Genomic DNA, 24,716 nt, shown 5'->3' with positions numbered 1-24,716 from the left:
TTATTCCTCTTCGCCCCGTTGGCTACTGGTTTTACTGCTGCTAGTTGAACTGGAATTCGCAGTGCCATCTGTGTCAGTATCATCGGTGGTGTCAGTCTGATTGTCGCTATTACTGTCAGTCGCTTTCTCGTTACTGCCACCAGATGTGCCAGCACCGACAGGCAATAAAAACTTGCGCATGATCGTCCCGCGGTCATCCAACTCCACCTCGATAGCGATTGCGGTTGGCAGGCTGGTAAACTGATACTGATCCGCCTGCTTCCATTTGCCATCAACAAAAAAGGCGTATTTCACTGACCTGACTTTATCGATCAGGACAGTTTTTATCGGCTCGCTCCCAATTTGTGGATCCGGATAAGGGTAATACCAGCGTTGTAATTTATCGTCCTGCAATACATACGCCAGTGACTGAATATTGCCCCGAGGTAGCATGCCCCCAGGATTCAACCACCCAATACGATAGAACACCAACGCCTGCGCATCTGAATCCAGCAGGTTATTGCCCACCTGCAACACAATGTCGGAATGGCCCCCCGCAGCAGTGCGGAATGTTCGCGCGACCATTTGCCCCATATCGCGTTCGATGGTGCCAAATCCCTGCTGCAGATAACGCAGCTGGGTCGAAAAATCCCGGGTAACCTCGTCATCCTTTAAAACGGTTTGCAACACCGCATTGGTTGCCAGTCCGAGCATGGCGAAAATGCCGATAGCCACCAGCATTTCCAGCAAGGTAAAGCCGCTATTCTTGGTTGAATACATAGCTGCTCACCTTGGTAATGATCCGCTGGTATTTATCGGTATCACTGATACTGATGCGGATCATTCGGAATTTATCATCGGTTGTTTTGACCACTTCTTTACGCCAGTACCAAGTTTTCCCGGCCATATCGACATGGCCTTCTTTGGTACCCAGTGTCGGAAAACTTTCCTGTAACCGCGCCTCAACCATCTGATTGTCGGCCACCCACTGCGCCAGCGTCTTTTCTTCCAGAATTGGTAGGTTGGCCGCTTGATCGCCAATGCTTTTGGTAATGGCAACAGCCGCGACCGCAAAGACCGCCATCGCCACCATCACTTCCAATAGCGTCATGCCTTTAGCGATCTTCATCAAACCTCCCCATCACCAGACGGCCGAGGTTATCGCCACTAACCAGTTGCTGATAGTGTTGCTCGCCACCACTGGCAATGAACGTCAGCTCAAAGCCGGTCATTTCGCCGCTGGGTAACAACATGATTTGCGGCTCGGGATTGTTTTGTTGCTTTGGGTCATCATCGAACGGCTTCTTGTCGTCATCAAATAACGAATCCTTATCTTCGTCTTGATCTAAAGGTAACCCTTCAACTTCAATATCGGTGCTGATCCCTTCCGGCAGCTGATGTTCCGACACTAAATTATCCCGTTGTAACGGTTGCCATTTATCATCAATGTAGATGACATAATGGTAAGCATTCTTGTCAACGACGATGCCGACAAACTGACCACTTAATACTGCTTCATCGGCGACAGCTTCGGTCACCGAAATAAACCGCTGAGCTTCGCGCTTCAGTTGCTGTTGTTGATCTCCGCCACCGATGGACAGAGTGACCGCTGCGGCCATTAACCCCATCAGCAAAATCACCAACATCACTTCTAGCAGGGTAAATCCCTGTAGGCGCAGGCGTCGCATGTTATTGATACTTTTGCAGGTTCCAGTTGCCGATATCATCATCAGTACCAGACTGACCATCTGGACCGGCACTGAAAATATCGACTTTGCCGTGCTCACCTGGGCTCAACATCATATAGGCATTGCCCCATGGGTCTTGAGGTAAACGCTTGATGTAACCGCCATCGCGATAATTGCGTGGTTCGGGCGAGATAGACGGCTTTTGCACCAGCGCTTCCAACCCCTGCTCTGTTGAGGGGTAAACACTGTTGTCTAGCTTGTACATATCGAGCTGGTTTTCCAGGGCAACAATGTCAGACACAGCTTTTTGTTGGTCCGCTTTTTCTTTGTTTCCCATGATATTAGGTACCACCATTGCGGCCAGCATTCCAAGGATCACGATCACAACCATCACTTCCAGCAGGGTAAAACCACGTTGTCTGTATTTGCGTTGCATATAGGTTACTTCCTCTTAAAACACGTCAGTGGCTTAGCCGCTGACCATATTGTTGAGCGCCAAAATCGGCTGCAGAATAGCCATCACAATGAACAACACTATCACCGCCATACTGACGACAAGTGCCGGCTCAAAAATCCCCAGCGCGATATTAACGTTTGATTCAAATTCCCGATCCTGGTTGTCGGCAGCTCGTTCTAACATCTGTTCCAATTCACCACTTTTTTCGCCGGATGCAATCATGTAAAGCATCATCGGTGGAAACAGCTTGGTATTGGTTAACGCGGCCCCTAAGCTGGTGCCCTCGCGCACCCGAGCCGTGGCCTCAGTTACAGCTTCCCTCACCCGCACATTCTGCATCACCTCACTGGCAATGCGCATCCCTTCAAGCAACGGTACCGAACTGGCACTGAGAATACTGAGTGTCCGCGCAAAACGCGCCGTGTTCAGCCCTTTACTGACTTTGCCCACGACCGGCATCCGCAGTAAAAAGCTGTCATATTTCATGCGGAAATCGGCTTTGGCGAGCATGCGTTTAAAAAGCACGAGCAACAGAATGATTACACCGAGCACTATCAGTCCGTAATCTTTCAAAAAATCTGAGGAGCTAATCAAAGCTCGGGTAGTCGCCGGGAGCTCCTGCCCCATGTGTTGGAACTGCGCCACCACTTTCGGTACCACAGCAGTCAACAGAATTGAGATGACGGCAATTGCCACTACGGTCAGTACTGCCGGATAGATCATGGCCTGAGTCAGCTTGTTCTTCAGCTGTTGACGACGCTCGGTGTAATCGGCCAGACGATTCAGCACCACTTCCAGATGCCCGGATTTTTCGCCAGATGCCACCATCGCCCGGTAGAGGTCATCAAACACATGAGGAAATTCGGCCATAGAATCAGCCAGTGAGTAACCTTCGACCACGCGTGAACGCACGGCCATAATCATTGACGACAGCCGATCTTTTTCACACTGTTGCGCCACGGCTTTTAGCGCTTCTTCTACCGGCAAACCGGCAGCAATCAAAGTAGCTAACTGCCGAGTAATTAACGCCAGCTCCGCCACCGAAATACGTTGCCGGCGACTCAACCATCCGGCACTGGCTACTTTTGACTCTTTCTCCGTGACCTGCGTCAGCTCAAGAGGCATGAGCTTTTGTTCCCGCAACTGGCTACGAGCATGCCGTGGGGTATCTGCTTCGATCACCCCTTTGACTTGCTTACCCGCACTGTTGAGGGCTTTATAGTCAAACGCCGCCATAGGTTACTCCTCGCGGGTCACACGCAGCACTTCTTCCAGGGTAGTGATCCCGGCCAGTACTTTTTGCATACCGTCGTGACGGATACTTGGTGTGAATTCGCGGATATATTTTTCAATGGCCAGCTCACCACGACCACCGTGAATCAGCTCCCGAATCTTGTCGTCAACCAACAATAACTCGTGGATACCGGTACGCCCTTTGTAACCATTGAAACCGCAGGCCTTACAACCTTTGGCTCGATAAATAGGGGTTTCGTCTTTTTTGGATAAACCGAGCAATTCCCGCTCCTGCTTGCTTGGCAGATGCGGTTCTTTACATTCATCACATAAAGTACGTACCAGCCGCTGCGCCAGTACGCCCAACAAACTGGAAGACACCAGGAAAGGTTCAACGCCCATATCCTGCAGACGGGTAATAGCTCCGGAAGCGGTATTGGTATGCAGGGTTGATAACACCAGATGTCCGGTTAACGATGCCTGCACCGCAATTTGGGCAGTTTCGAGGTCACGGATTTCCCCAATCATCACCACATCTGGGTCCTGACGCAGAATTGCTCGCAAGCCACGGGCAAAGGTCATGTCCACTTTGGTATTCACCTGCGTCTGACCGATGCCATCAATTTCATATTCGATGGGGTCTTCTACCGTCAGGATATTGATATCTTTATGATTAATATCGGTTAACCCGGCATACAAGGTGGTACTTTTACCGGAACCTGTAGGACCGGTTACCAAAATAATGCCGTGCGGTTTGCGGATGAGATCTTCAAACACCACGCGGATATCTTCGGTCATCCCCAACTGCACCAGATCCAGATTACCGGCATTTTTATCCAGCAGACGTAACACCACCCGTTCGCCGTGACTGGAAGGCATAGTAGACACACGCACATCCACGGCCCGACCACCGATGCGTAACGAGATACGACCGTCCTGAGGCACACGTTTTTCGGCAATATCCAGCCGTGCCATGACCTTGATACGCGATACCAGCAATGACGATAACTTGCGGTTGGGCCGCAATACTTCGCGCAGCACCCCATCAACCCGGAAACGCACAACCAGCTGCTTTTCATAGGTTTCAATATGGATATCTGACGCTTCTTCCTTAATGGCTTCGGATAACAGTGCGTTGATCAGGCGGATGATTGGCGCATCATCGTCACCTTCCAACAAATCTTCTGTTTGCGGTAACTCTTCAGCCAGCGTAAACAGGTCCATCTCATTACCGATGTCTTCCATCAGTTGCTGCGCTTCGGAAGAGTTGCTCTGATAAGTCTGGGTGAGGCGCGCTTCAAACGTTGCCTCGTCAACTTTCACTAACGGCAACTCACTGCCAGCATAACGCCGAGCTTCCAGCAATGCAGACATCGGCGCCCGAGTGGTGTAGTATAGCACCAGCTGTTCGCCGTCTTTGCTTAGCACCAGCCCGTAGCGATGAGCAAACGCAAACGGTAACCGTTCACTGCTCTCGGAGTGAAACATCTCATCACTTTCGGACTCGGCCACCAATCCCAGGTCACTGGAGAGCTGGGTCAATTCCTCTGTCTGAGTTTCAATCTCACTCATGGTCACTGCCGTCTTGTTTAGTGTCTTGGTGGCTATCAGATGCTGAAGGATCAGTATTTAACGCTTTACCACTTTTATACTGTTCCAAAAGTTTATTCACTTCTGGTGGGATCTGATCAGCGGGAGTTAACTTATCCATCACCGGCACTTCAGCATCTGGCATCAGGTTCACACCACGTTGCTGCTGCTCCAACTGCAAGGCCCGGAAATAGTTGTACTTACGACCGGCAATCCCTTCCATCACCACGCCTTCACGGATAATGGTTGGTCGGATAAATACCATCAAATTCTTTTTAACTGTCTTGCTGTTAGAAGAACGGAACAACTGGCCAAGGAATGGAATATCTCCCAGCAATGGCACTTTTTGCACGCTTTCCTGAGTTTCTTTGTTGATCAGACCACCGAGTACCACGATTTGACCGGAGTCAGCCATAACGGTGGTCGACAACTTACGTGTTGCAAAAGTCACGTCAACGCTGGTGTTACCATTCACACCAGAGACTTCCTGCTCAATCGTCAGTTTAACTGAGTTACCTTCGTTAATTTGTGGCACGACTTTCAGCTTCACCCCTACTTCCTTACGCTCTACAGTAGTGAAAGGGTTACTATTGCCGTTTTGAGAACTCTGGGAACCCGTGATGACCGGCACTTCGTCACCGACGATGAACGACGCTTCCTGGTTATCCATGGTGGTAATTGACGGTGTTGCCAACACATTGGAGTTCGTATCGGCAGCAGTCGCCTGAATCAATGCACCAAAATCACCAGAAACTACGGCCCAAGCCATACCTGAGACATTACTTAATGCAGAAGCCAGAGCGGTGGTGTCACCATAGGTGTCTGGTGTGGTAGTGGTTACGACACCACTGCTGGTCGCGGTAGTGGTGGTACTGCCTGACACTGTACGTGCACTCCAGATACCAGCGCCGATATCCGAAATGGTGGAGCCGACGTTATTAAACTGGGTCAGACCTCCAGACAGAGAGCCCATCTGCACCCCAAGACCGATGCTGTCGTTTTCACTCAATTCAACAATAATCGCCTCTACCAGTACCTGGGCTCTGCGGATATCGAGCTGATCAATGACGCTATCCAATGTGCGCATCTGATCCGGTTCGGCACTGATCACCAGTGAGTTGGTCTCTTCATGCGCCATGATCGTAATATTGTTGTTGCGCGCCCCGGCTGCCCCTGCGGCAGAAGGACTGCTGCTAGCCGCACCGCCTTCTTTGCTCTGGAGCTTTTGTGCAAACCCGGTCAGCACTTCCACCAAATCTTTGGCTTTCGCATATTTCAGATAACGCACTTTGGTATTTCCGGTGGTTGCCTGCTCAGCATCCAACCGGGAAATCAATTCTACCGCACGTTCACGGCTGCGCTTATCGCCACTGACAACCACGGCATTGGTGCGCTCATCAGCAACCACTTTGGGTGCCTGTCCGGGCATCTGCGCCTGATTGGCCGAAGAGCGATACAGGTTATCAATGATACGCACAATTTCACCTGCAGAAGCATACTTCAGCTGTACCACCTGAGTATCAACATCGCCCTGCTTATCGACCTGCTTAACAATATCAACCAGTTTATTCACGACGGCTGCACGACCGGTGATCATGATGACGTTGGACGGGTCATAGTTAACTACGTTACCGCCACCCGCATTATCGTTTAACTGCCGTAACAAGGGGGCTAGCTGTTTGGCTTCTGTGTTATAGAGTGCGACGATACGGGTCACCATCTCATCCCCTAAACCAGGAGCATTATCATTAGCCAAGCGGATGGAGGAGACTTTGGCGTCTTTATCCTTCACCACTTTGATGACGTTATTATCCATCTCGACGACTGCATAGCCGTATACTTGCAGCACGTTCAGGAAGAACTGGTAGTACTGTTGATCATTGAGCATGTCATAACTGCGCACATTGATTTTGCCGCGCACGGTCGGATCAACAATGATGGTTTTATTCAGGTTTTTACCAACGATGTTGATAAACTCTTGAATATCTGTGCCTTTGAAGTTGGCCGCATACTGTTCTGACCAAGCGCAAGGTTGCATAAATAAGGCGACCGATGCCACTAACCCCGCGATCAGCTTGGTTCGAATCCGTTTTTTATTCATTCTTCAACTTCCCCTAAACCTGCGTTACTGCGGCAAACTGAACATAATTTCGACGAGCTGACCATCCCGCTCTACGGTGACGGTGATATCCGTCAGGTCAGACAACTGGCCCATAATATCAAGCGCCTGAGACATCTCTGTTAAATCATAGCCGTTAATGGCTTTCGCTAAGTCATTTGCTTTGAATCCGGCCTTTTGGAACAGTTCCGGATTTTTGCCTGGATTAATGCGATACCCCAACATCTGGCCATCTTGTTGTACCGGGGAGATCGCCAAATAGTCACTGATCTTGCCAGGATCAGCGATCAGCTCGTCACGCGATTGCTGAATATCCCGTCCCAAATTTGCGTCACGACGATCAACTTTTAGCGCCGGTTGGCTTCTGGCTTGTTGCAGCTGCTCATTGGCATCACCAGAGGATGTAGTGAATTCCAATCCATCTAACATCAGGGTTTCATAACGGCCAGCGTTGGTGATGATGATACGGTCAGCATAGACCTCTTTGAGCGAGGCCGAGGTCCCCTTGATCTTATCCCCCGGACTGTAGGTATCCTGACTTCCTTGCGATTCAATAACCGCCAGACCACGCTGCTGCGCAGTCGAAGCGACTACGCCGGTGAGAAGAATAGACAATGAGGTTTTTGGCGCATCGGTGATCAGTTCCGGCGCTGTCGCTTTGACTGGCGCGCCGGTTGCGTCGGCTTTGCCAAACAATGCCAGCCCTTTAATGGCCGACAAATCGATGTTCTGTTGCTGAACCTGCCCCATCGGCGCCGCTTTCCAGGCCACTGGCGGAGTGGTGACGGGGATCAGTTTCCAGGTGATTTGCGCAGCCAGATACAACACCAACAGTAACAATAACCAGAATACAGCGTTGCTGGCTGGTTTTGACGGAATAGCCGTTACCTTGGCGATAATCTTATCCAGAGAATCCATAATTTCCCGGGCCTCTCAGTCAGGCACTGTTTCTATATTATTATCTGATTTACTAATTAAATCCTGCGCCATGCTAACCTAGAGCTTAGTTGGCAACAAGAGCACACCGAACCCACAATTGGCTAATATAGCTGGATTATGCTACCTTTTCGCGCCAAAAAAGGGTGTGATGCGCCCCACTCTTTGAAGCCGGTTAATGTTATAAGTTGCCGATATTATTAACACTGTGAAGTCGTCCATCTTCATCTGTACACAGGAGCACCACTATAGTGGAAAGCCATACTGAAGAGGCTGTTCGGTTGGATAAGTGGCTGTGGGCTGCACGTTTTTACAAGACCCGCGCCTTGGCCAAAGAGATGATTAATAGTGGTAAAGTGCACTATAACGGTCAACGGGCCAAATCCAGTAAAATTGCCGAAATTGAGGCCCACATCAAATTACGTCAGGGATATGACGAAAAAGAGATCGTGATCAAAAAAATTTCTGGCGTCCGGCAGAGTGCGATCATTGCACAGACGTTATATGAGGAAACCGCTGAGAGTATCAGTAAACGGCAAGCAAATGCTGAAGCCAGGCGACTGAATATCCTGCTTAACCCGGCACCTGATAGCAAACCGGATAAAAAGCAGCGGCGTCAGCTTATCCGGTTTAAAGAATCCTGATTGTGAGAAAGTGAATGAACCAAGACCAACTTCATCGTTACCTGTTCGACAATGCCGATGTGCGCGGCGAACTGGTGCAGTTGCAACAGAGTTATCAGCAGGTATTGGGGACCCACCAATACCCACCCCGGCTGCAAGTGCTGCTGGGCGAACTGCTCGCGGCAACATCGCTATTAACCGCCACCTTGAAATTTGATGGCGACATCAGCGTGCAATTGCAAAGCCAAGGGCCGGTATCACTGGCAGTAATTAATGGTACCAATAAGCAACAACTGCGTGGTGTGGCCCGCTGGGAAGGGGAAATTGCCGACGATGCGTCGCTGGAACAGCTGTTTCCTCAAGGCTACATGGCTATCACCATCACCCCGGAAGATGGTGAGCGCTATCAAGGAGTCGTGGCCTTAGATAAACCTACGGTCGCACAGTGTTTGGAAGGCTACTTTGCCCAGTCGGAGCAGCTGCCCACCGGCATCTGGTTGTTCGCCGACGGCCGTCAGGCCGCAGGCATGATGCTGCAGGTTCTTCCCAGTCAACACGCTGAAAACGATGCGTTTGAACATCTAATGCAACTGACAGCCACCATCACCGCCGATGAACTCTATCAGTTATCAGCCCGCGAAGTGTTGCACCGTTTGTATCACCAGGAAGATCTGCGGCTGTTTGATCCTATTGATGTGAGTTTCCGCTGTACCTGTTCTCGTGAACGTTGTGCCGGTGCTATCCGTACCATCGACAAAGCCGAAATCGATAGCATTATTGCAGAACGTGGCGCCGTTGATATGGACTGCGAATATTGCAACAGTCATTATCATTTTGATGCGATCGACATCGAAGCGATTTTCAAAATCAGTAGCGCACCTGAAAGACAACAATAAGTTTTCCTATCAAAAAGCCAGCATCCTACGCTGGCTTTTTTACGGAAAACTTCCGTAACCATTTCTTCCAGCAAAACGACGGTTGCCTCTTGAAAGCGCCGTGAAATTATTGAACCATCAGTGACTGATTTTTCTATCTGTCTTCGGAGTTTCTCATGCGCCTTATCCCGCTGTTGGCCATCTATGCAGCCATGCTGCCGCTATCAGCTATGGCACAAACAGCACCCGCTACCACTTATGTCAATGATAACATCCTGCCAGCAGTCCAACCCTGGCATGGTGCAGATGAATCCTTGATGCAAGCGCAGGAAAGCGATTGGGCGACACCATTTGAACAAAGCAGTGGAATGCGCAGCCCGAGTTACGGCGACACCATTGCCTGGCTCGATAAACTCATGAGTGACAGCAGCGGGCTGGAGAAAGTGAGCCTCGGCAAGAGCCCGCAGGGACGCGATATCTGGATGTATATCGCCAGCGATGAAGATGCCAAAACTCCGCAGCAACTCAAGGCGAACCATAAACCGACAGTACTGGTACAAGCGGGCATCCATGGGGGTGAGATAGATGGCAAAGACGCTGGCATGATGCTGCTGCGCGATATCTTCCAAGGTGAGAAACGACAACTACTGGAACATGTTAACCTGCTGTTTGTGCCGATACTGAACGTCGACGGCCATGAACGCAGTGGTGAATATAATCGGGTGAACCAACGCGGTCCGGTGGAAATGGGATGGCGCAGCAACAGCCAGAACCTGAATCTTAACCGGGATTACGCCAAAGCGGATACCCTGGAAATTCAGGATATTCTCGGAGCCATCAATCGCTGGGACCCACAGTTGTATATTGACGTGCATGTCACTGATGGTCTGGACTATCAATACGATATCACCTTCGGTTACAACACCGCACAAGGGTTTAGCCCCAATATTTATCAATGGTTTTCCCAGCGTTATCGACCGCAGATAGAACAGGCGCTCACTGCCGCAGGACACACACCAGGGCCCTTGGTATTTACCGTCGACAATACCGATTTATCTAAGGGACTGGAACAATGGCACCCCAGCCAACGCTACTCAGACGGTTATGGCGATGCCCGTCATCTACCCACAGTACTCATTGAAAATCACAGTCTGAAACCTTTTAAACAGCGGGTGTTGGGCACCTATGTGATGCTACAACAAACCTTAGAAACGGTTGGGGCGGAGGCCACCCGCTTGCAGGCGGCGATTGAAAAAGATCGTTATCGTTACCCACAACTGGTGACATTAACTTGGGAACAGCAACAACAACCGCTGACACAAGATTTTAAAGGCATTGACTACACGCTAGCGCCAAGCCCAATTTCTGGTGCTCCCGTCGTACGTTGGAACGGCGAACCTAAATTATACCCCCAGCTTCCGGTGTTCGGTGCCACACAGGAGGGGCAACGCGTCAGTCGTCCTGCCGCCTATTACATTCCGCCACAGTGGCAGACGGTTATTCATCGCCTGATGATCCACGGGATACGCATGAATACACTTGAGCAACCGACCAAGATGTCATTACAGCAATACCAGCTGAGTGAACCGGCGTTCAGCCAAAGCAGTTTTGAAGGCCACCAGCGGGTAACGGCACAGGCGAAATTGACTAAAGTGACACTCACGCTACCTGCCGGTACGATGGAAGTTCCCACCGATCAACCCTTAGGCGATTTGGCGATGATGTTATTAGAGCCGCTATCGCCCGATTCATTTTTACAGTGGGGCTTTTTTAACACCATCTTTAACCGCACTGAATACATTGAAGACTATGCGGTCGAGCCGATGGCAGCCCAAATGCTCGCTACGCAGCCAGACCTAAAAAAGGCTTTTGAAGCAGCACTAAAAGATGCGGCATTTGCCGCTGATCCCAAAGCCCGCCTGCGCTGGTTCTATGAACGCAGTCCCTATTATGATCAGCAGTATCTGCGCTACCCGGTTTACCGCAGCCGTTAATGTTGCAAGCGCCACCGGCCGTGGCGCTTTTGTTACTGCACCGGCAACTCACTGGCATCCATGATGATGGTTCGAAGGCGCAGAACCGAAATCGTCGACATCAAGACATCATTGCCCGTCGTCATACTTGGCGGGAAGCGCTGCCTTCCTTGCCATGTTGTTAATACCTGTCGATTTTGTTACTGCAACCATCCACATAATTGCAATTGACCATTACTGTACCGAGTAGTTTAGTATTCCCATCTGTTTATAATCGTACCGCGACTGAACGTAGTCGGCTTAATGATTAATTCACGCAACTTTTCATCTCGTTGAGCGATACCGTGATGATTTCAGTAAAGTCGTTATTGCCGCAGCGAAAGCCCATCAGTCACGGTCTATTTGGCAGTGATGACAGTCTAAGCCCAATGCAAAATCCTCCATGAATTTCTGTCTTGAGCGAGTGAATACCTAAGTTGCGCAGCGTCATGCGCCGTTCTCATCCATGACGTTGGCACAGTTACCAATTGAAACGGCGAGGTAAGTTATGGCAAGTAGTGCATTACAGCATAAGCGGGTTGTGGTCATCGGCGGTAGTTCAGGAATTGGTTTACGAGTCGCCGAACTCTGTGCAGAAGCCGGAGCAAAACTGTTGATCGTCGGGCGTAATCAGCAGCGTTTAGCGGCAGCTCAGGACAAATTGTCTGCACTTGGTGCCATTGTTGAAACCGCACAGGTAGATGCTCATGATCATCAGGCACTGGCAGATTTCTTTGCCAATGCTGGCGCGTTCGATCACTTAGTTTCCATGGTGGGCGACGTCATGGGCGGTGGCTTTCTGTCAGCAGATATGGCGGTCATCCGTCATGTACTGGAATCGAAATTTTTCACCAATGTGCGCATTGGTCAGTTAGCGGCCAACCACATCAATCAAGGTGGTAGTCTGGTGTTTACTTCCGGTACTGGTGGCCGGGCGCAGGATGCCTGCGGCAGCTATATTGGCAACCTTGGGATCAATGCATTGGTGGAAGGCTTAGCCGTAGAGCTGGCACCGAAAGCCAGAGTAAATGCAGTATCACCAACCTGGACCGTAACCCCCTTCTGGCGCGATCTGCCAGCCGAACAAGTGGCACAAATCAAAGCGCATTTTGCAACCGCCATCCCGATGAAGCGGACCGCAGAGATTGACGAATTGGCATCAGCTTACCTGTTTCTGATCACCAATGGCTTTATCACCGGACAGCATATTGCGGTCGATGGTGGCATCATGCTGGGAGCATAGACTGTTCGCAGTCAATACATCCCCGACGACGAGGCCTAGGCCTTGCTTGAGTTCGGCATGTTACAACGCAACGACATCATGTAAGCGCTTCGAGATAACTGATGAATCTGTTGACCGCTTAAACAGTAACGACGCGTTGAGTCATGGTTCATGACGGCTGATCAACTTTGCAATGGCGACACTGCTAAGCAGTGTCGCTTTTTTATTGCGCTAGCACATTGGAAATATAGTTGACTATATCAACTATTGCCTCTATATTACGATATATCTTAAACAAGGGAGAATATCATGAAACCATTTCATGGAATGTCATCAGACAGACATCACGGCGGCCAAGGTAAACCTTTCTTCACCAAAGGCGCACACACCGGCTCACATGCCAACATAAAAACGCATGCTGAGGAGGAACCACAGCGTCATCGTCGTTTTCATCGCGGCGAATTAAAAGGGTTAGTACTGCATCTTCTCACTCAGGGTCCGGCGCATGGATATGAGCTGATCAAGGCCATTGGCGATCAGGTCGGTGGTGACTATCAACCAAGTCCGGGAGTTATCTATCCAACCTTAAATGCACTGGAAGCAGCAGCGCTTATTTGTGCAGAAGGTGAAGACGGTGTCCAGGAAGGGCGTAAGGCTTATGCGATCACCGAGGCGGGGAAAGCCCATCTGGCAGCTCATGCCGAGCAATTGTCAGTGTTATTGCAACGTCTGGAACAAAAAGCGCTGAAGCAACGCGCGCGCAATAATCCCCAAATCAACGGTGCAATGGAGCAATTAAAGACCGCTTTACGCAACAAGTTTGCCAATGGTGAACTCACCGAGTCGTCAGTGGCTGCAATAGCACAACTCCTAGAGCGCGCTGCTCAAGACATTGAACAATGCTGATCAACCGCATTCGGAGACTTCGCCATGACTCAAACCGAACAGTTGTTGAACCGACACCGGATTAAACCAACCCGTCAGCGTTTGGCGGTAATGGATTTACTCCTAAACAGCAACCAAAGACATTTCACGGCTGAGCAATTGTATCTGCAATTGCAAAATCAGGGTGACGAGTTGGGGCAGGCGACAGTGTATCGGGTGCTCAATGATTTTGCTAAAGCTGGTTTACTGCGTCGTAATCAGCTGACACAGGGAAAAGCTTATTACGAACTTGCTGATGACCAGCCACATGTACATCTGGTGGATGTTCATCAAGGTGACATTGTCGAAATGCAGGATGAAAGGCTGATGATGCAACTGCGCGGCACCGTGCAGCAAATGGGTTATGAGATTGTTGATATGCAGTTGAATGTTTATGTGAAGGCCACGTCCTGAGTGTTGCAGCCTATCAGTTGCAACACATCGCGATTAAATTCACGACATACCTTTTCGGAAGCTTGCCGAAAAAAAGCCCCGCTAATTGCGAGGCTTAATTGGAAGACTCTCGGACTTAGAAGAAGCTGGCTTTGAATTCAACACCAACAACACGTGGATCGTTAACGAAACCGGTCAGGTTGTTGAAGTCAATCGCACCGGTAACACGTACGGTGTTAGTGATATTACGACCATAGGCGGCAACTTCGTAATCAGTGCTACCACTGGTCCAGCGATAACCTGCACGCAGGCCGCCTTCCAGCAGTGACTTGCTTTCAAATTCTGTAGATTCATACAGGAAGAATGAAACCTTAGAACGATAAGCCCAGTCAGTGAACACGAACAGTTCACCATCAGCCAGCGGGTAGCTGTAGTTAGCAGTCAGATTGCCAGTCCAGTTGGGTGCCTGAGGCAGTGAGTTGCCATTGATCAGCGCGTTGCCATCAGCATCCAGTGGGTCAGTAACGGTACAACCACCACCACAGGCCGCGATAGCCAGCTGGTCATCTTTGATTTCAGTGTGGTTGTAGCTGACACCCGCGGTAACTAGCAGGTTTTCAGTCACCGCATACTGAGAATCCATTTCGAAACCGTAACCTTCAGTCTTATCAGCATTGATCAGACGGTTATAGTTAACACCACCGCCTACAGCAGTCAGCTGCTGATCTTTTAGCTGATAGTAGAACATGTCAAAGTTAACGCGAGCACGGTTATCCAGCAGGTCGGACTTAATGCCTAATTCGCTGCTGTACATGGTTTCAGAATTGGCAACAGTCACTTCGTCACCCCAGAGCAGACGGCCCTGGATAGATGGTGCCCGGAAACCCTTGGCAATACGGCCATATACGTTAGTATCCTGATCGACAGTGTAAACACCGCTCAGATCCCAACTGATTTGACCATCGGAAGGGTCGGCATACAGCTTGTCAGTTGCACCGGCACCGGCGGGAGAAACCAGGCGCTGTGCGACAAAGTCTTTCTTATCATGAGAATAACGAATGCCAGCAGTAACCTTAAAGTCATCGGTCAGGTCATAATCCAAAGAACCAAACCCTGCCCAAGCTTTAGTGTCCTGCTTCTGGTACGCGTAACCATTCTGAGTACCCGTTTCATCGTAGTTAAAGCTGTCGATGTTCAGAGATTCGTCGAAATAGAATAAACCAACCTGGTAGTCCAGACGACCCAGTTCATTGGTCGCCAAACGCAGTTCCTGAGTCCACTGGCTATGATCTGGCAGACCGTCAGCTGATTCAGAAGTGTAAGGAATGAACCCAGGGCCCATAGACGCCAGGTAAGAGGCACCGTAACCACCATCGATATCACCACGAGAAAATGCCTCAGCAGATTCATAGCCAGTGATAGAGGTCAGAGTGTAATCACCGAAATTGTATTCCAGTTTAGCGCTGCCGCCGTGAGTCTTAACAGTCTGCTCAGCACGGCTGGCGGCATCCTGATACACAGTGTCACGCTCGAAGCCATCAACCAAATCATTGGTGCCAGCCTTGATGATGTTGGCGCGGAACACGCGAGGAGTGCCATCCAGGTTACGATAGTGAGCGTTGAACAGTGCGCTGAAATCAGTGTTTGGTTGCCATAACACCTGCAAACGCGCAGCACGGTCATTATAACCTTCTAACTGATCATTGGCTTCATAACCAGGGGCTTTGTTGTCTACCCAGTTGTCACGGTGCTGGTCCAGCACAGACAAACGAGCAGAAACGGTATCAGTCAGACCGCCGCCGACAGCTGCTTCCAAGTTCACAGTATTGTATGTGCCATAAGAAACTTTACCGTAAGCACTGAATTCCTGAGTTGGCTTCTTGGTTTCCAGCTTAATGATACCGGCAGTAGTGTTACGACCGAACAGTGACCCCTGTGGACCACGCAGTACTTCTACACGTTCCAGGTCAAAAATCGGGTAACCTTTCAGGATGGCGTTTTCCTGAACCACATCGTCCACCACCAGAGATACTGGCTGAGAAGAGTTCAAATCAAAGTCAGTGTTACCCATGCCACGGATATAGAAACGTGGGAAGGTACGACCGAAAGAAGATTCGATGTTCAAGCTAGGAATACGGGAAGACATAAAGCGGATGTCATCACCAGCAGCACCCATCGCCTGCAGATCATCACTTTTCAGTGCAGAGATAGACATCGGCACATCCTGGGCGTTCTGGACACGCTTCTGTGCGGTGACCATGATCCGCTCTAATTTGCCATCGTCGGTCTTGGTAGATTGCTCGTCCGCGTAGGCCAGCGAACCGCTGGCAATCAACGCTGCGTTGATGCTTAAGAAAAGCGTGGACAGTTTGCTCATCATAGATTACCCGATTGATATATTTAACTATTTAAAATTAAAGGTGTTTCTTATATCTGAAACATCCCCCTGAGTAGTTCGGGCGCGATTTTAACAGTTTGTTGCAATTATGAATTAATTTATTTACGAAATGACTATTCTCAAAATAAAACAAACATCTAAAAGATGTGTTTGCTTTGATAATGTCTAAATCGATTTATCATCATGATTTTTATTGATTTTATAGCCATATCATGAAAATTTATGGTGCTATTTTCTAACACAGGGACATGTAGATAATCGCGTTTAGCGCTTGCACAAGTTGACAGTTGCCTTACTTTAGCCCCCTAATTCCACCCTATGAGTGAGAGCAGTTATTAACAATCTATTTGAACTGACACCGATCTAAATGCGGGCACTAAGTAAATTAACAATAACGTTTGAAAAGCACGTAATTAATCACAACTATTTGATAAAAATATAAATAGTGCTGATAGCAGTCGTCTCAGAGCCCGAATTCATGCCCATATTGACATGCCAGAAACAATAGCTTAACCGTAAGTTAGACGGCTATTGCGTGGTCCCGTTTAATATTGAGTTTACTTTTGATTTGGTAAAGCTTATTAGTTCCAACAAAAAATTCCTAACATCATGAAAATTATTTATATTTCCAATGTGATGTTGAAATTTTAAAGGTCGAATTTTATAGCAATAACTTTCCGCTGAACCTAGCGGGAGGGGTACGCTGGAGTAATATCCGAGGTGTTGCAATTAGCATTTTTAGTAACTAATTGTTCTGTTTAAATTTTCCAGTTAAATACTGACAAGATTTATATACTAACGAAGCTGCAGCCAAGCCTCAATAACCATTCATAAAGGCATCGCTTTGACAATTGAAGAACAGTACTTACAAGAAGCAACAGCGTTACTTACCGCTCAGAAATATACTTCAGCAGGCATTTATGCACGCAAGATATTGAAGACTAATCCAGAGCACAGTCAGGCCCGCAAAATACTTGCCAATATTGCATTACGACAAGGCAACATCGCGGAAGCTTATCAAACGTATCTGGCAGTGCTAGCGTCATGTCCTCAGGATATTGAAACGCTCAAAATACTGTTGGAGATCTGCGAGCGCCAAGAAGATCTTTTTAACGCTTTTCACTATCTCGAACAACTTTGCCAATTACAACCAGAACAGTACCAATGGCAACTTCGTCTCGGACTTATTGCCTGCCGTATCGGCAATATGCAGGTCGCTGAAACGAATTTACTAAACGTCATTAACGTAGGTTATTCAGCACCGCAAGCCAAACTAAATTTAGGTCATGTGTACAAGGCGATGGGGGCGGTGGAAAAAGCTGCTGGAATGTACCATGAATTTATTAATACTGCCCCCTCGCATCAAGCGACAGGATATTGGAGCCTGGCCGACTTAAAAAGATACCAGTTTACGGACAGTGAACTTGATATTCTCCACACGAATGCCACAGATGAGATGTTCTCCGCAGCCAGCCGCTCACTATTTCAATTTTCCCTCTGTCGTGCTTACGAACAGCGCCATCGATACAGTGAAGCATTCAATGCAGCCAAAAGTGCCAATGAACTTATGTCACCGCTTCGACCTTTCAAGAAACGGCCTTTTAACGAATTAATTGAACGCTTACTTCGATGTCGTTGCCATCCCCAAACTTCATCTGATGAGACCCCCTGGACACCAATATTCATTGTCGGAATGCCGCGCTCTGGGACAACGCTCACAGAGCAAATTCTCGCATGTCATCCTCAAGTACATACAACTGATGAACTTCCATATATTGAAAGACTTGCCCTTCAACTTGAAATGCATGGCGGCTATGCCGAGAGGCTGGCGCAACTGACCGCGTCACAGATTAAGGCCATGCGCGCTATGTACCTTAGTCAAACATCCCAGTATCTACCTAAGACGATCGATAACAATGCGTATGTAATTGATAAAAACCCAAATAATTTCATGCATATTGGGTTAATAAAGACCCTATTTCCAGAAGCAAAAATTATTAATGTGGTGCGAAATGCCTGTGATAATGCGCTCGGCGTCTTTAAACAGCATTTTAGCCACGGGCATGATTATAGCTACTCACTGGATGATATCTGCCTTTATTGGCAACAATATCTGCACCTAATGGAGCATTGGGCAAAGCGTTACGGCGCAGAAATTTATCATCTGAGTTTTGAGCAACTCGTTACGAACCCGGAGTCGCAAATCAGAGAATTACTAACAAATTGTGGCTTATCATTCGTATCTCAATGTCTGGAGTTCTACAACTCTGATCGGCGTGTATTAACACCTAGTGCCAGCCAAGTGCGTCAACCAATGAATCCCAAAGTCATTGGACAAAGCACTCACTATCAACAATTTATGTTAGCGCATTATGAACAGCTTACGACTTTAGCAAGGCGCGCCAATAGTCAGTTTTTTGAGTGAAATTAATGAACCCATTCACATTACGAGAGTGATGCCCAATAGTTTTCTGATCTTCACCGGGCTACTGGTAGTTGTTAGTCACTACCGTTGCGTTGAAGACCGGGTTAGGCTGAGCGTCCAGAAGAAACCATGAGCGAGATAATATGAACCAGCTGCTGATCACCGTTATTGTTGCGGCATTATTGATCTTAATCCTCAAAAGCTATGCCGATCGCCGGGCAAAGCAGTATACGCAACAGCACTACCCCGATGTCTGGCGTGACATTGCTAAAGCCCGTGGCGGATTGATTGCGGCACTGCATTTATCGCTTAAAGCAGGCCTGCTCAATCAAAAACAAGGCCCGTATTTAATCCGTTACCGGCGCCACATCCACTGGCTGAAGGCAGCCGCGCTGTTGTTATTGGCATTCACGGTGGCATTAGGTTTTTATCGATAGTCGCTGACTGAAACATAAACTCACACATTATCCCGAGTTTCGCTAATGAGAAGCTCGGCACATCAAGGTAAACTTGGCCGTTGACGAATTCCCCAGTAATGCAACTCACAAGGGACCTTTATGTTTACCAGACTTTTGACTGCAGTGGCGGTCAGTGCAGCCCTTTTGGGCGGTTTAACCGCATGTAATGAACCGTCCACCAAAAGTGAAACCGCCGCCGCAACAACAAAAACGACCGATGCAGCGCCCAAGACTGACGTAGATATCGGTATCAACCTTAAGGCCATGGACACCGCCATCAAGCCCGGTGATGATTTTTATCAGTACGCCAACGGCAACTGGATGAAATCCACTGAAATTCCGGCAGACCGCTCCAGCACTGGTGCGTTTCTGGTAGCTTTTGAATCCACCGAAAAACATAAAGCTGAGCTGATAGCCAATCTGGTAAATACCCAACATCCCGCAGGCAGCGATGAAGCGCGTATTGCAGATTTCTATAAAGCCTATACTGATACCGCTGCCATTGATGCTGCCGGTCTGCAACCGGTGCAGGCTGATCTGGCACGCTATGCTGCCATTAAAGACAAACAGCAATTAGCTGCCGTGTTGGGCAGTAATCTGCGCGCCGATGTTGATCCGCTAAATGCGACCCATTACGCCACTGAAAACCTGTTTGGGTTATTTGTCACTCAGGGACTGGCAACACCTGGAGAAGTCCTGCCATATATTCTGCAAGGCGGTCTGGGTCTGCCAGAGCGTGAATACTATCTGTCAGATTCACCCAAAATGGTGGACATTCGGAAACAGTATCGCAATTACATTGAAACGCTGCTGACCTCAGCTGGCGTTGAGGATGCTGCCGCCAAGGCCGATCGTATCTTTGCCCTGGAAACCAAAATCGCCACCGCACACGAAACTCGTGAAGAAAGTGAAGACTTTGCCAAATCCTCTACCGTATGGAGTCGAGCAGACTTTGATACGAAGGCACCAGGTATCGATTGGCAGGCTTTTCTGAATGCAGCACATCTAGGACAACAACCTCGTTTTGCAGCGTATCATGCTGCGGCGATTACGCACCTGGCCGCACTGGTCGCGTCTGAGCCACTGCAGTCCTGGAAGGACTGGCTGGTATTCCATCAGATCAATGCGCACACCGATGTACTGCCAAGCGCGATTGATAACGCCCATTTTGCTTTTTATGGCACCACACTCTCTGGCACCCCGCAGCAGCGTAGTCGTGATAAACGTGCCTTAAGCGCACTGGATGAGTACCTGGGCGATGCCGTAGGTAAAGATTACGTGGAAAAATATTTCCCGGCATCCGCTAAAGCACAAGTCGGCGATATGGTGCAGCAGATCATTCATGCGTTCCACCAGCGAGTCGAAGCGCTGGACTGGATGGCAGCCACCACCAAAAAAGAGGCCTTGGCCAAAGTCGATTCATTGGTTGTCGGCGTGGGTTATCCTGATAGCTGGCCCGATTATAGCCATTATCAGGTATCGGCCACCGATGCCTACAATAACGAAATTGCCGGGGAACAGATCCGTTATCAACAACAGTTGGCTAAAGTTGGCAAGCCACAGGATAAGCATGAATGGTGGATGGTGCCGCAGATTGTCAATGCGGTAAACTTGCCAGTACAAAATGCCCTGAACTTCCCGGCAGGAATTCTACAGCCCCCATTCTTTGATGCCAAAGCGGATGCCGCCTATAACTATGGTGCTATTGGTGCCGTCATCGGCCATGAAATCAGCCATAGTTTTGATAACAACGGTGCCGCATTCGACTCAACCGGGGCAATGCGTAACTGGTGGACCAAGGATGACTTTGCGCGCTTTGCCCAACAAGGGGAAGCATTAGCGGCACAGTTTGATACCTACTACCCGTTCCCGGATCTGCACGTCAATGGCAAGTTAACTCTGGGTGAAAACATCGCCGATGTTGCGGGTTTAGCTGCGTCACTGGATGCTTACCATGCCTCATTAAATGGGAAACCTGCGCCCGTCATTGATGGCTTTACCGGTGATCAACGCTTCTTTATCGGGTTTGCCCAGACTTGGGCGACCAAGATGCGCGATCAGGCGTTGCGTCAACGCATTGCGACTGACGGTCACGCCCCGGGGATGTACCGTGCGCTCACCGTACGCAACTTAGATGCCTGGTATCAAGCATTTAATGTACAGCCAGGTGACAAGCTGTACCTAGCACCGGAGCAACGTGTGAAAGTCTGGTAAACGCACTCTTTCGCTAAAAAGCCTGGCCACAACGTCAGGCTTTTTTATCTGCGATTGCTTCAGGTAACCCCTTATAGCCGTTCGAATTAAATTGCCGAGGCAGCCAACGATGCCCGTATCAAAACGCGATACCAATTAAGTTCAGCGTTCAAATCGGCGGCGACAGAGATTGATCCGCCGCAGTACTCGGGTATGGTGACGGTAAAGTTATTAGCCAGAGGATATTTCATGCTTTTAGGCATTCACCATATCGCCGTCATCTGCCACGACTATCAGCGCTCCAAACACTTCTATTGTGAGATTTTAGGCTTAGACGTTATTGCCGAACATTATCGGCAAGCAAGAAACTCCTGGAAGTTGGATTTGCAACTGCCTGATGGCTCGCAACTGGAACTGTTTTCATTCCCTGATGCGCCAACGCGTCCAAGCTTCCCGGAAGCCCAGGGATTACGCCACCTCGCCTTTCGCGTAGTTTCTGTCTCCGACGCGGTTACATGGCTTACATCCCATGGCATAAACTGCGAACCCATCCGAATCGATGCCTACACGGGTAAACAATTTACCTTTTTCAACGATCCGGATAATCTGCCGTTAGAACTCTATGAAATTTAGCGTATTGGAATATTTGTATGACAGTGTCAGGTTACGAAGTCAGTTGCGATCCTGACAAATTGGACTTCGCAGTAATATGCGGATTTATCGCTAGCAGTTACTGGGCTCAAGGCATACCAGAAGCCGTGATGCGTAAGGCGATTGCTAATTCGCTGTGTTTTGGCGTGTATACCGCAGCGGGTCAGCAAGTGGGATTTGCCCGCATCATCAGTGATCGCGCGACGTTCGCGTACCTCGCCGATGTATTTATTTCGCCAGAACATCGTGGCCTAGGTCTGAGCAAATGGCTGGTTCAGACCATCGTTGCTCACCCCGAGCTACAAGGATTACGGCGCATGATGCTAGCGACGCGCGATGCGCATGGCTTGTACGCTCAATTTGGCTTTAATACCGTAGAAAATCCACAAAGTCTGATGCAGATCTGGCAGCCTGACGTATACCGACTAAAGTAACAGTACCGGTAACCACAGCTGCCACCCTCATGGAGACTGATGATGAATCATATTCAACTGATCGAAGGGGATATTACTCTCGCATCTGAAGATGCCATCGTTAATGCCGCCAATAGTCGTATGCTTGGTGGTGGTGGCGTGGATGGCGCGATCCATCAAGCCGCAGGGCCACAGTTGTTGGCCGAATGTCTCAAAATCCCTGAAGTAAATGGCATACGTTGCCCGGTAGGTGAAGCCCGCATCACCAGCGCGGGGAACTTGCCGAGTCGTTACGTGATTCACACCGTCGGGCCGATTTATAGCAGCGATGCAGCCCCCGCGCAGCACCTGGCTGCAGCCTATCGCTCCTCCTTGCAACTGGCGATGGCGCATGGCTGTCATTCAGTAGCGCTGCCGGCGATCTCCTGTGGTGTTTACGGTTACCCATTGGAGGAAGCGGCAAATATCGCCTTGCAAACCTGTAACGAACCGCAATTCAAACACCTGCACATTGTTTTTTATCTGTTTAATGCTGAGATAACAAAGGTGTGGCGACAGATACTGGCACATCTGGACCCGCCCTAACATGGTCAAACCTTGTAAATTGGCTTTGACCTACTCCGCGCATTGTGGGAAAACTAGGACACAGTGACTCGGACGAGGAAAGCAGCGTGATTTACCAGGGAAGTTGCCATTGCCAGGCGGTGCGATTTGAAGTGGAAGCCCCCTCCGAATTAGCGGTCGATTATTGCAACTGTTCCATTTGCCGTAAATCAGGCTATCTCCATCTGATTGTACCCACAAGCAAATTTCGCATTATCCGCGGTGAAGAGATGCTCACCACCTATCGCTTTAACACCGGCGTGGCGCAACATACATTCTGTCGAACTTGTGGCATCAAACCTTTTTATATTCCCCGCTCCAATCCAGATGGCGTCGATGTCAATGTGAACTGCCTGGATACCGAGCCAGCAGCAGTGCATATCACCCAGTTTGATGGCCAACATTGGGAACAACACGCCCATACCTTGGTGCATAAAAGCCAAGAAAAATAGCGTGATAGGTATTTTATGACGGAAAATCTGACGATCCGGATTGATGACCTCGAATCGCCTCAAATACTGGCGTTACTGCAGGCCCATCTTGAAGATATGTATGCAACTTCGCCACCAGAGAGTGTCCATGCCCTGGATATCACCAAGCTGAAGCAACCCAAGATTATCTTCTGGAGTGCCTGGCAGCAGCAACAGTTGCTGGGATGCATTGCCCTAAAATTACATGATAGTCAGCTTGCAGAGATTAAATCGATGCGAACCACTGTTGCCGCCAGACGTCGCGGTATTGCGTCCGCATTGTTAAATCATCTACTACAACATGCCGCGGGTCTCGGCGTGACAAGACTGTGTTTAGAAACTGGTTCAATGGCATTTTTTGAACCCGCGCGGGCGCTTTACCTAAAATTCGGCTTCAGTGAATGCACACCGTTTGCTGATTATCAGCCCGACCCCAATAGCGTATTTATGGAGAAGTTTTTGCGCTAACCCGCAACCACTCCGCCCAATTGATGAAGGAACATCACCGACTTATCCTGCCAGCGTCATGCTCCGGACAATAGCAGATATACATTTTTGCCAAGATCCTCAAGTGATTGGGAAAATTCGCCATTTTTCGGCGAAGTTCTTATTTCCTCATGTCGAAGAAATATTTTTATCGTTTAATTTCAATTAGATAAATATTGGCGCAATTGCTGCTATAGAGAGTTGTTCTCCGAAAGCCATTCATGGCAACTCTGGGACAACTTCCCGACCGCGGGATTCATTGTAGTGGCCGCATTGTGGCCAATGAATCCCGCTCCTTTTTGAGCGCAACTACGCTGCTGGAGCGTTATTCAATAGCGCGAGCTTCTGTTGCCGACTGAGCTTTTTCACCGCCAGTTCTCGCTTGAGGGCATCACTGCGACTGCCGACCAACTCCTGATAGGCTAACTGCAACGGCCCTCGTCCGCGCAAATATTTAGCAGCGCGCAGACCGCCGCGCTGGTGCTCAGCAAAACGGCGAGGGACATCGGTGGTCACACCGGTATACAGCTCTCCGTCACGACAACGGATGATATACAACGACCACGGG

The 24,716-nt window shown here is 49.2% G+C and carries 23 protein-coding genes and 1 pseudogene; 14 read left to right on the top strand and 10 right to left on the bottom strand.

Annotation, left to right across the window (positions count from 1 at the left end):
* The 8 genes from gspJ to gspC are packed head-to-tail and all read right to left on the bottom strand — an operon-like array spanning nt 1 to nt 7,984.
* Nucleotides 1-759, bottom strand: a complete 759-nt coding sequence (gspJ, locus tag KDN34_RS00730) for a type II secretion system minor pseudopilin GspJ (protein ID WP_212595073.1) — start codon at nt 757-759, stop codon at nt 1-3.
* Nucleotides 740-1,108: a type II secretion system minor pseudopilin GspI gene (gene gspI, locus KDN34_RS00725; RefSeq protein ID WP_212595072.1), complete on the bottom strand. Its 369-nt coding sequence runs from the start codon at nt 1,106-1,108 to the stop codon at nt 740-742. The genes gspJ and gspI overlap by 20 nt, the downstream gene beginning before the upstream one ends.
* On the bottom strand, nt 1,095-1,667 hold the full coding sequence (gene gspH / locus KDN34_RS00720) for a type II secretion system minor pseudopilin GspH (RefSeq protein WP_212595071.1): 573 nt from the start codon (nt 1,665-1,667) through the stop codon (nt 1,095-1,097). Before gspH ends, gspI begins: the two co-directional genes overlap by 14 nt.
* A gap of 1 nt (nt 1,668) precedes the next feature.
* On the bottom strand, nt 1,669-2,103 hold the full coding sequence (gene gspG, locus KDN34_RS00715; RefSeq protein ID WP_212595070.1) for a type II secretion system major pseudopilin GspG: 435 nt from the start codon (nt 2,101-2,103) through the stop codon (nt 1,669-1,671).
* Between the two features lie 33 nt (nt 2,104-2,136).
* Nucleotides 2,137-3,360: a type II secretion system inner membrane protein GspF gene (gene gspF, locus KDN34_RS00710; RefSeq protein WP_212595069.1), complete on the bottom strand. Its 1,224-nt coding sequence runs from the start codon at nt 3,358-3,360 to the stop codon at nt 2,137-2,139.
* A 3-nt stretch (nt 3,361-3,363) separates the two neighbouring features.
* A complete protein-coding gene (gene gspE, locus KDN34_RS00705; protein WP_212595068.1) occupies nt 3,364-4,929 on the bottom strand; it encodes a type II secretion system ATPase GspE in 1,566 nt (521 codons plus the stop codon).
* Nucleotides 4,922-7,048 carry a type II secretion system secretin GspD gene (gene gspD / locus KDN34_RS00700; protein ID WP_212595067.1) on the bottom strand — a complete coding sequence of 709 codons (2,127 nt, stop codon included), beginning with the start codon at nt 7,046-7,048 and terminating at the stop codon, nt 4,922-4,924. Before gspD ends, gspE begins: the two co-directional genes overlap by 8 nt.
* A gap of 24 nt (nt 7,049-7,072) precedes the next feature.
* Nucleotides 7,073-7,984 (bottom strand): type II secretion system protein GspC, encoded by a 912-nt coding sequence (gene gspC / locus KDN34_RS00695; protein ID WP_212595066.1) that lies wholly within the window; start codon nt 7,982-7,984, stop codon nt 7,073-7,075.
* A gap of 269 nt (nt 7,985-8,253) precedes the next feature.
* On the opposite strand from gspC, the gene hslR reads away from it, so the two are divergent.
* The 6 genes from hslR (at nt 8,254) to KDN34_RS00665 (ending at nt 14,072) form a co-directional block, all read left to right on the top strand.
* Nucleotides 8,254-8,646, top strand: a complete 393-nt coding sequence (hslR, locus tag KDN34_RS00690; RefSeq protein ID WP_407695780.1) for a ribosome-associated heat shock protein Hsp15 — start codon at nt 8,254-8,256, stop codon at nt 8,644-8,646.
* Nucleotides 8,647-8,660: 14 nt separating this feature from the next.
* Nucleotides 8,661-9,521, top strand: coding sequence for an Hsp33 family molecular chaperone HslO (gene hslO / locus KDN34_RS00685; protein WP_212595065.1), 861 nt, complete (start codon nt 8,661-8,663; stop codon nt 9,519-9,521).
* 191 nt (nt 9,522-9,712) lie between these two features.
* Nucleotides 9,713-11,494 carry a M14 family metallopeptidase gene (locus KDN34_RS00680; protein WP_228730463.1) on the top strand — a complete coding sequence of 594 codons (1,782 nt, stop codon included), beginning with the start codon at nt 9,713-9,715 and terminating at the stop codon, nt 11,492-11,494.
* A gap of 526 nt (nt 11,495-12,020) precedes the next feature.
* A complete protein-coding gene (locus KDN34_RS00675) occupies nt 12,021-12,755 on the top strand; it encodes an SDR family oxidoreductase (protein WP_212595063.1) in 735 nt (244 codons plus the stop codon).
* A 288-nt stretch (nt 12,756-13,043) separates the two neighbouring features.
* A complete protein-coding gene (locus KDN34_RS00670; protein WP_212595062.1) occupies nt 13,044-13,640 on the top strand; it encodes a PadR family transcriptional regulator in 597 nt (198 codons plus the stop codon).
* A gap of 24 nt (nt 13,641-13,664) precedes the next feature.
* Complete coding sequence (locus KDN34_RS00665) at nt 13,665-14,072, top strand: Fur family transcriptional regulator (RefSeq protein ID WP_212595061.1); 408 nt, start codon at nt 13,665-13,667, stop codon at nt 14,070-14,072.
* Nucleotides 14,073-14,187: 115 nt separating this feature from the next.
* On the opposite strand, the gene KDN34_RS00660 is transcribed toward KDN34_RS00665, so the two are convergent.
* Nucleotides 14,188-16,431 carry a TonB-dependent receptor gene (locus tag KDN34_RS00660; protein WP_212595060.1) on the bottom strand — a complete coding sequence of 748 codons (2,244 nt, stop codon included), beginning with the start codon at nt 16,429-16,431 and terminating at the stop codon, nt 14,188-14,190.
* An 862-nt stretch (nt 16,432-17,293) separates the two neighbouring features.
* Between KDN34_RS00660 and KDN34_RS00655 the strand changes: the two genes are divergently transcribed.
* The 8 genes from KDN34_RS00655 to KDN34_RS00620 all read left to right on the top strand — a co-directional run bounded on the left by KDN34_RS00655 (nt 17,294) and on the right by KDN34_RS00620 (nt 24,130).
* Entirely contained in the window at nt 17,294-18,874 is a 1,581-nt protein-coding gene (locus KDN34_RS00655) for a tetratricopeptide repeat-containing sulfotransferase family protein (RefSeq protein ID WP_212595059.1), read from the top strand.
* Between the two features lie 143 nt (nt 18,875-19,017).
* On the top strand, nt 19,018-19,311 hold the full coding sequence (locus KDN34_RS00650; RefSeq protein ID WP_212595058.1) for a hypothetical protein: 294 nt from the start codon (nt 19,018-19,020) through the stop codon (nt 19,309-19,311).
* 120 nt (nt 19,312-19,431) lie between these two features.
* Complete coding sequence (locus tag KDN34_RS00645) at nt 19,432-21,546, top strand: M13 family metallopeptidase (protein ID WP_212595057.1); 2,115 nt, start codon at nt 19,432-19,434, stop codon at nt 21,544-21,546.
* A gap of 228 nt (nt 21,547-21,774) precedes the next feature.
* Nucleotides 21,775-22,158 (top strand): SMU1112c/YaeR family gloxylase I-like metalloprotein, encoded by a 384-nt coding sequence (gene gloA2, locus KDN34_RS00640; protein ID WP_212595056.1) that lies wholly within the window; start codon nt 21,775-21,777, stop codon nt 22,156-22,158.
* Nucleotides 22,159-22,175: 17 nt separating this feature from the next.
* Nucleotides 22,176-22,610 carry a GNAT family N-acetyltransferase gene (locus tag KDN34_RS00635; protein ID WP_212595055.1) on the top strand — a complete coding sequence of 145 codons (435 nt, stop codon included), beginning with the start codon at nt 22,176-22,178 and terminating at the stop codon, nt 22,608-22,610.
* 39 nt (nt 22,611-22,649) lie between these two features.
* Nucleotides 22,650-23,174, top strand: a complete 525-nt coding sequence (locus tag KDN34_RS00630) for an O-acetyl-ADP-ribose deacetylase (protein ID WP_228730388.1) — start codon at nt 22,650-22,652, stop codon at nt 23,172-23,174.
* 86 nt (nt 23,175-23,260) lie between these two features.
* On the top strand, nt 23,261-23,644 hold the full coding sequence (locus KDN34_RS00625) for a GFA family protein (RefSeq protein ID WP_212595054.1): 384 nt from the start codon (nt 23,261-23,263) through the stop codon (nt 23,642-23,644).
* Nucleotides 23,645-23,659: 15 nt separating this feature from the next.
* The gene (locus KDN34_RS00620; protein WP_212595053.1) at nt 23,660-24,130 is read left to right on the top strand and encodes a GNAT family N-acetyltransferase; all 471 of its coding nucleotides are present in this window, start codon (nt 23,660-23,662) and stop codon (nt 24,128-24,130) included.
* A 327-nt stretch (nt 24,131-24,457) separates the two neighbouring features.
* Here KDN34_RS00620 and KDN34_RS00615 read toward each other — a convergent pair.
* Nucleotides 24,458-24,712, bottom strand: a pseudogene (locus KDN34_RS00615) (GIY-YIG nuclease family protein); the annotation flags it as partial.
* Between the last annotated feature and the right edge of the window lie 4 nt (nt 24,713-24,716).

This window comes from Shewanella yunxiaonensis (assembly GCF_018223345.1).
Taxonomy (GTDB): Bacteria; Pseudomonadota; Gammaproteobacteria; order Enterobacterales; family Shewanellaceae; genus Shewanella; species Shewanella yunxiaonensis.
Note: the sequence above shows the minus strand (reverse complement) of the source record. Positions and strands in the feature narration are given on the sequence as shown.

Bases quoted from the DNA above. Each gene is read 5' to 3' on its own strand.
- gspG (WP_212595070.1), bottom strand. From the start codon at position 2,103: ATGCAACGCAAATACAGACAACGTGGTTTTACCCTGCTGGAAGTGATG.
- KDN34_RS00680 (WP_228730463.1), top strand. From the start codon at position 9,713: ATGCTGCCGCTATCAGCTATGGCACAAACAGCACCCGCTACCACTTAT.
- KDN34_RS00660 (WP_212595060.1), bottom strand. From the start codon at position 16,431: ATGATGAGCAAACTGTCCACGCTTTTCTTAAGCATCAACGCAGCGTTG.
- KDN34_RS00665 (WP_212595061.1), top strand. From the start codon at position 13,665: ATGACTCAAACCGAACAGTTGTTGAACCGACACCGGATTAAACCAACC.
- KDN34_RS00670 (WP_212595062.1), top strand. From the start codon at position 13,044: ATGAAACCATTTCATGGAATGTCATCAGACAGACATCACGGCGGCCAA.
- hslO (WP_212595065.1), top strand. From the start codon at position 8,661: ATGAACCAAGACCAACTTCATCGTTACCTGTTCGACAATGCCGATGTG.
- gspC (WP_212595066.1), bottom strand. From the start codon at position 7,984: ATGGATTCTCTGGATAAGATTATCGCCAAGGTAACGGCTATTCCGTCA.
- gspJ (WP_212595073.1), bottom strand. From the start codon at position 759: ATGTATTCAACCAAGAATAGCGGCTTTACCTTGCTGGAAATGCTGGTG.
- KDN34_RS00645 (WP_212595057.1), top strand. From the start codon at position 19,432: ATGTTTACCAGACTTTTGACTGCAGTGGCGGTCAGTGCAGCCCTTTTG.
- gspE (WP_212595068.1), bottom strand. From the start codon at position 4,929: ATGAGTGAGATTGAAACTCAGACAGAGGAATTGACCCAGCTCTCCAGT.
- gspF (WP_212595069.1), bottom strand. From the start codon at position 3,360: ATGGCGGCGTTTGACTATAAAGCCCTCAACAGTGCGGGTAAGCAAGTC.
- KDN34_RS00675 (WP_212595063.1), top strand. From the start codon at position 12,021: ATGGCAAGTAGTGCATTACAGCATAAGCGGGTTGTGGTCATCGGCGGT.
- gspI (WP_212595072.1), bottom strand. From the start codon at position 1,108: ATGAAGATCGCTAAAGGCATGACGCTATTGGAAGTGATGGTGGCGATG.
- gspD (WP_212595067.1), bottom strand. From the start codon at position 7,048: ATGAATAAAAAACGGATTCGAACCAAGCTGATCGCGGGGTTAGTGGCA.
- KDN34_RS00630 (WP_228730388.1), top strand. From the start codon at position 22,650: ATGATGAATCATATTCAACTGATCGAAGGGGATATTACTCTCGCATCT.
- KDN34_RS00650 (WP_212595058.1), top strand. From the start codon at position 19,018: ATGAACCAGCTGCTGATCACCGTTATTGTTGCGGCATTATTGATCTTA.
- KDN34_RS00620 (WP_212595053.1), top strand. From the start codon at position 23,660: ATGACGGAAAATCTGACGATCCGGATTGATGACCTCGAATCGCCTCAA.
- KDN34_RS00635 (WP_212595055.1), top strand. From the start codon at position 22,176: ATGACAGTGTCAGGTTACGAAGTCAGTTGCGATCCTGACAAATTGGAC.
- gloA2 (WP_212595056.1), top strand. From the start codon at position 21,775: ATGCTTTTAGGCATTCACCATATCGCCGTCATCTGCCACGACTATCAG.
- gspH (WP_212595071.1), bottom strand. From the start codon at position 1,667: ATGCGACGCCTGCGCCTACAGGGATTTACCCTGCTAGAAGTGATGTTG.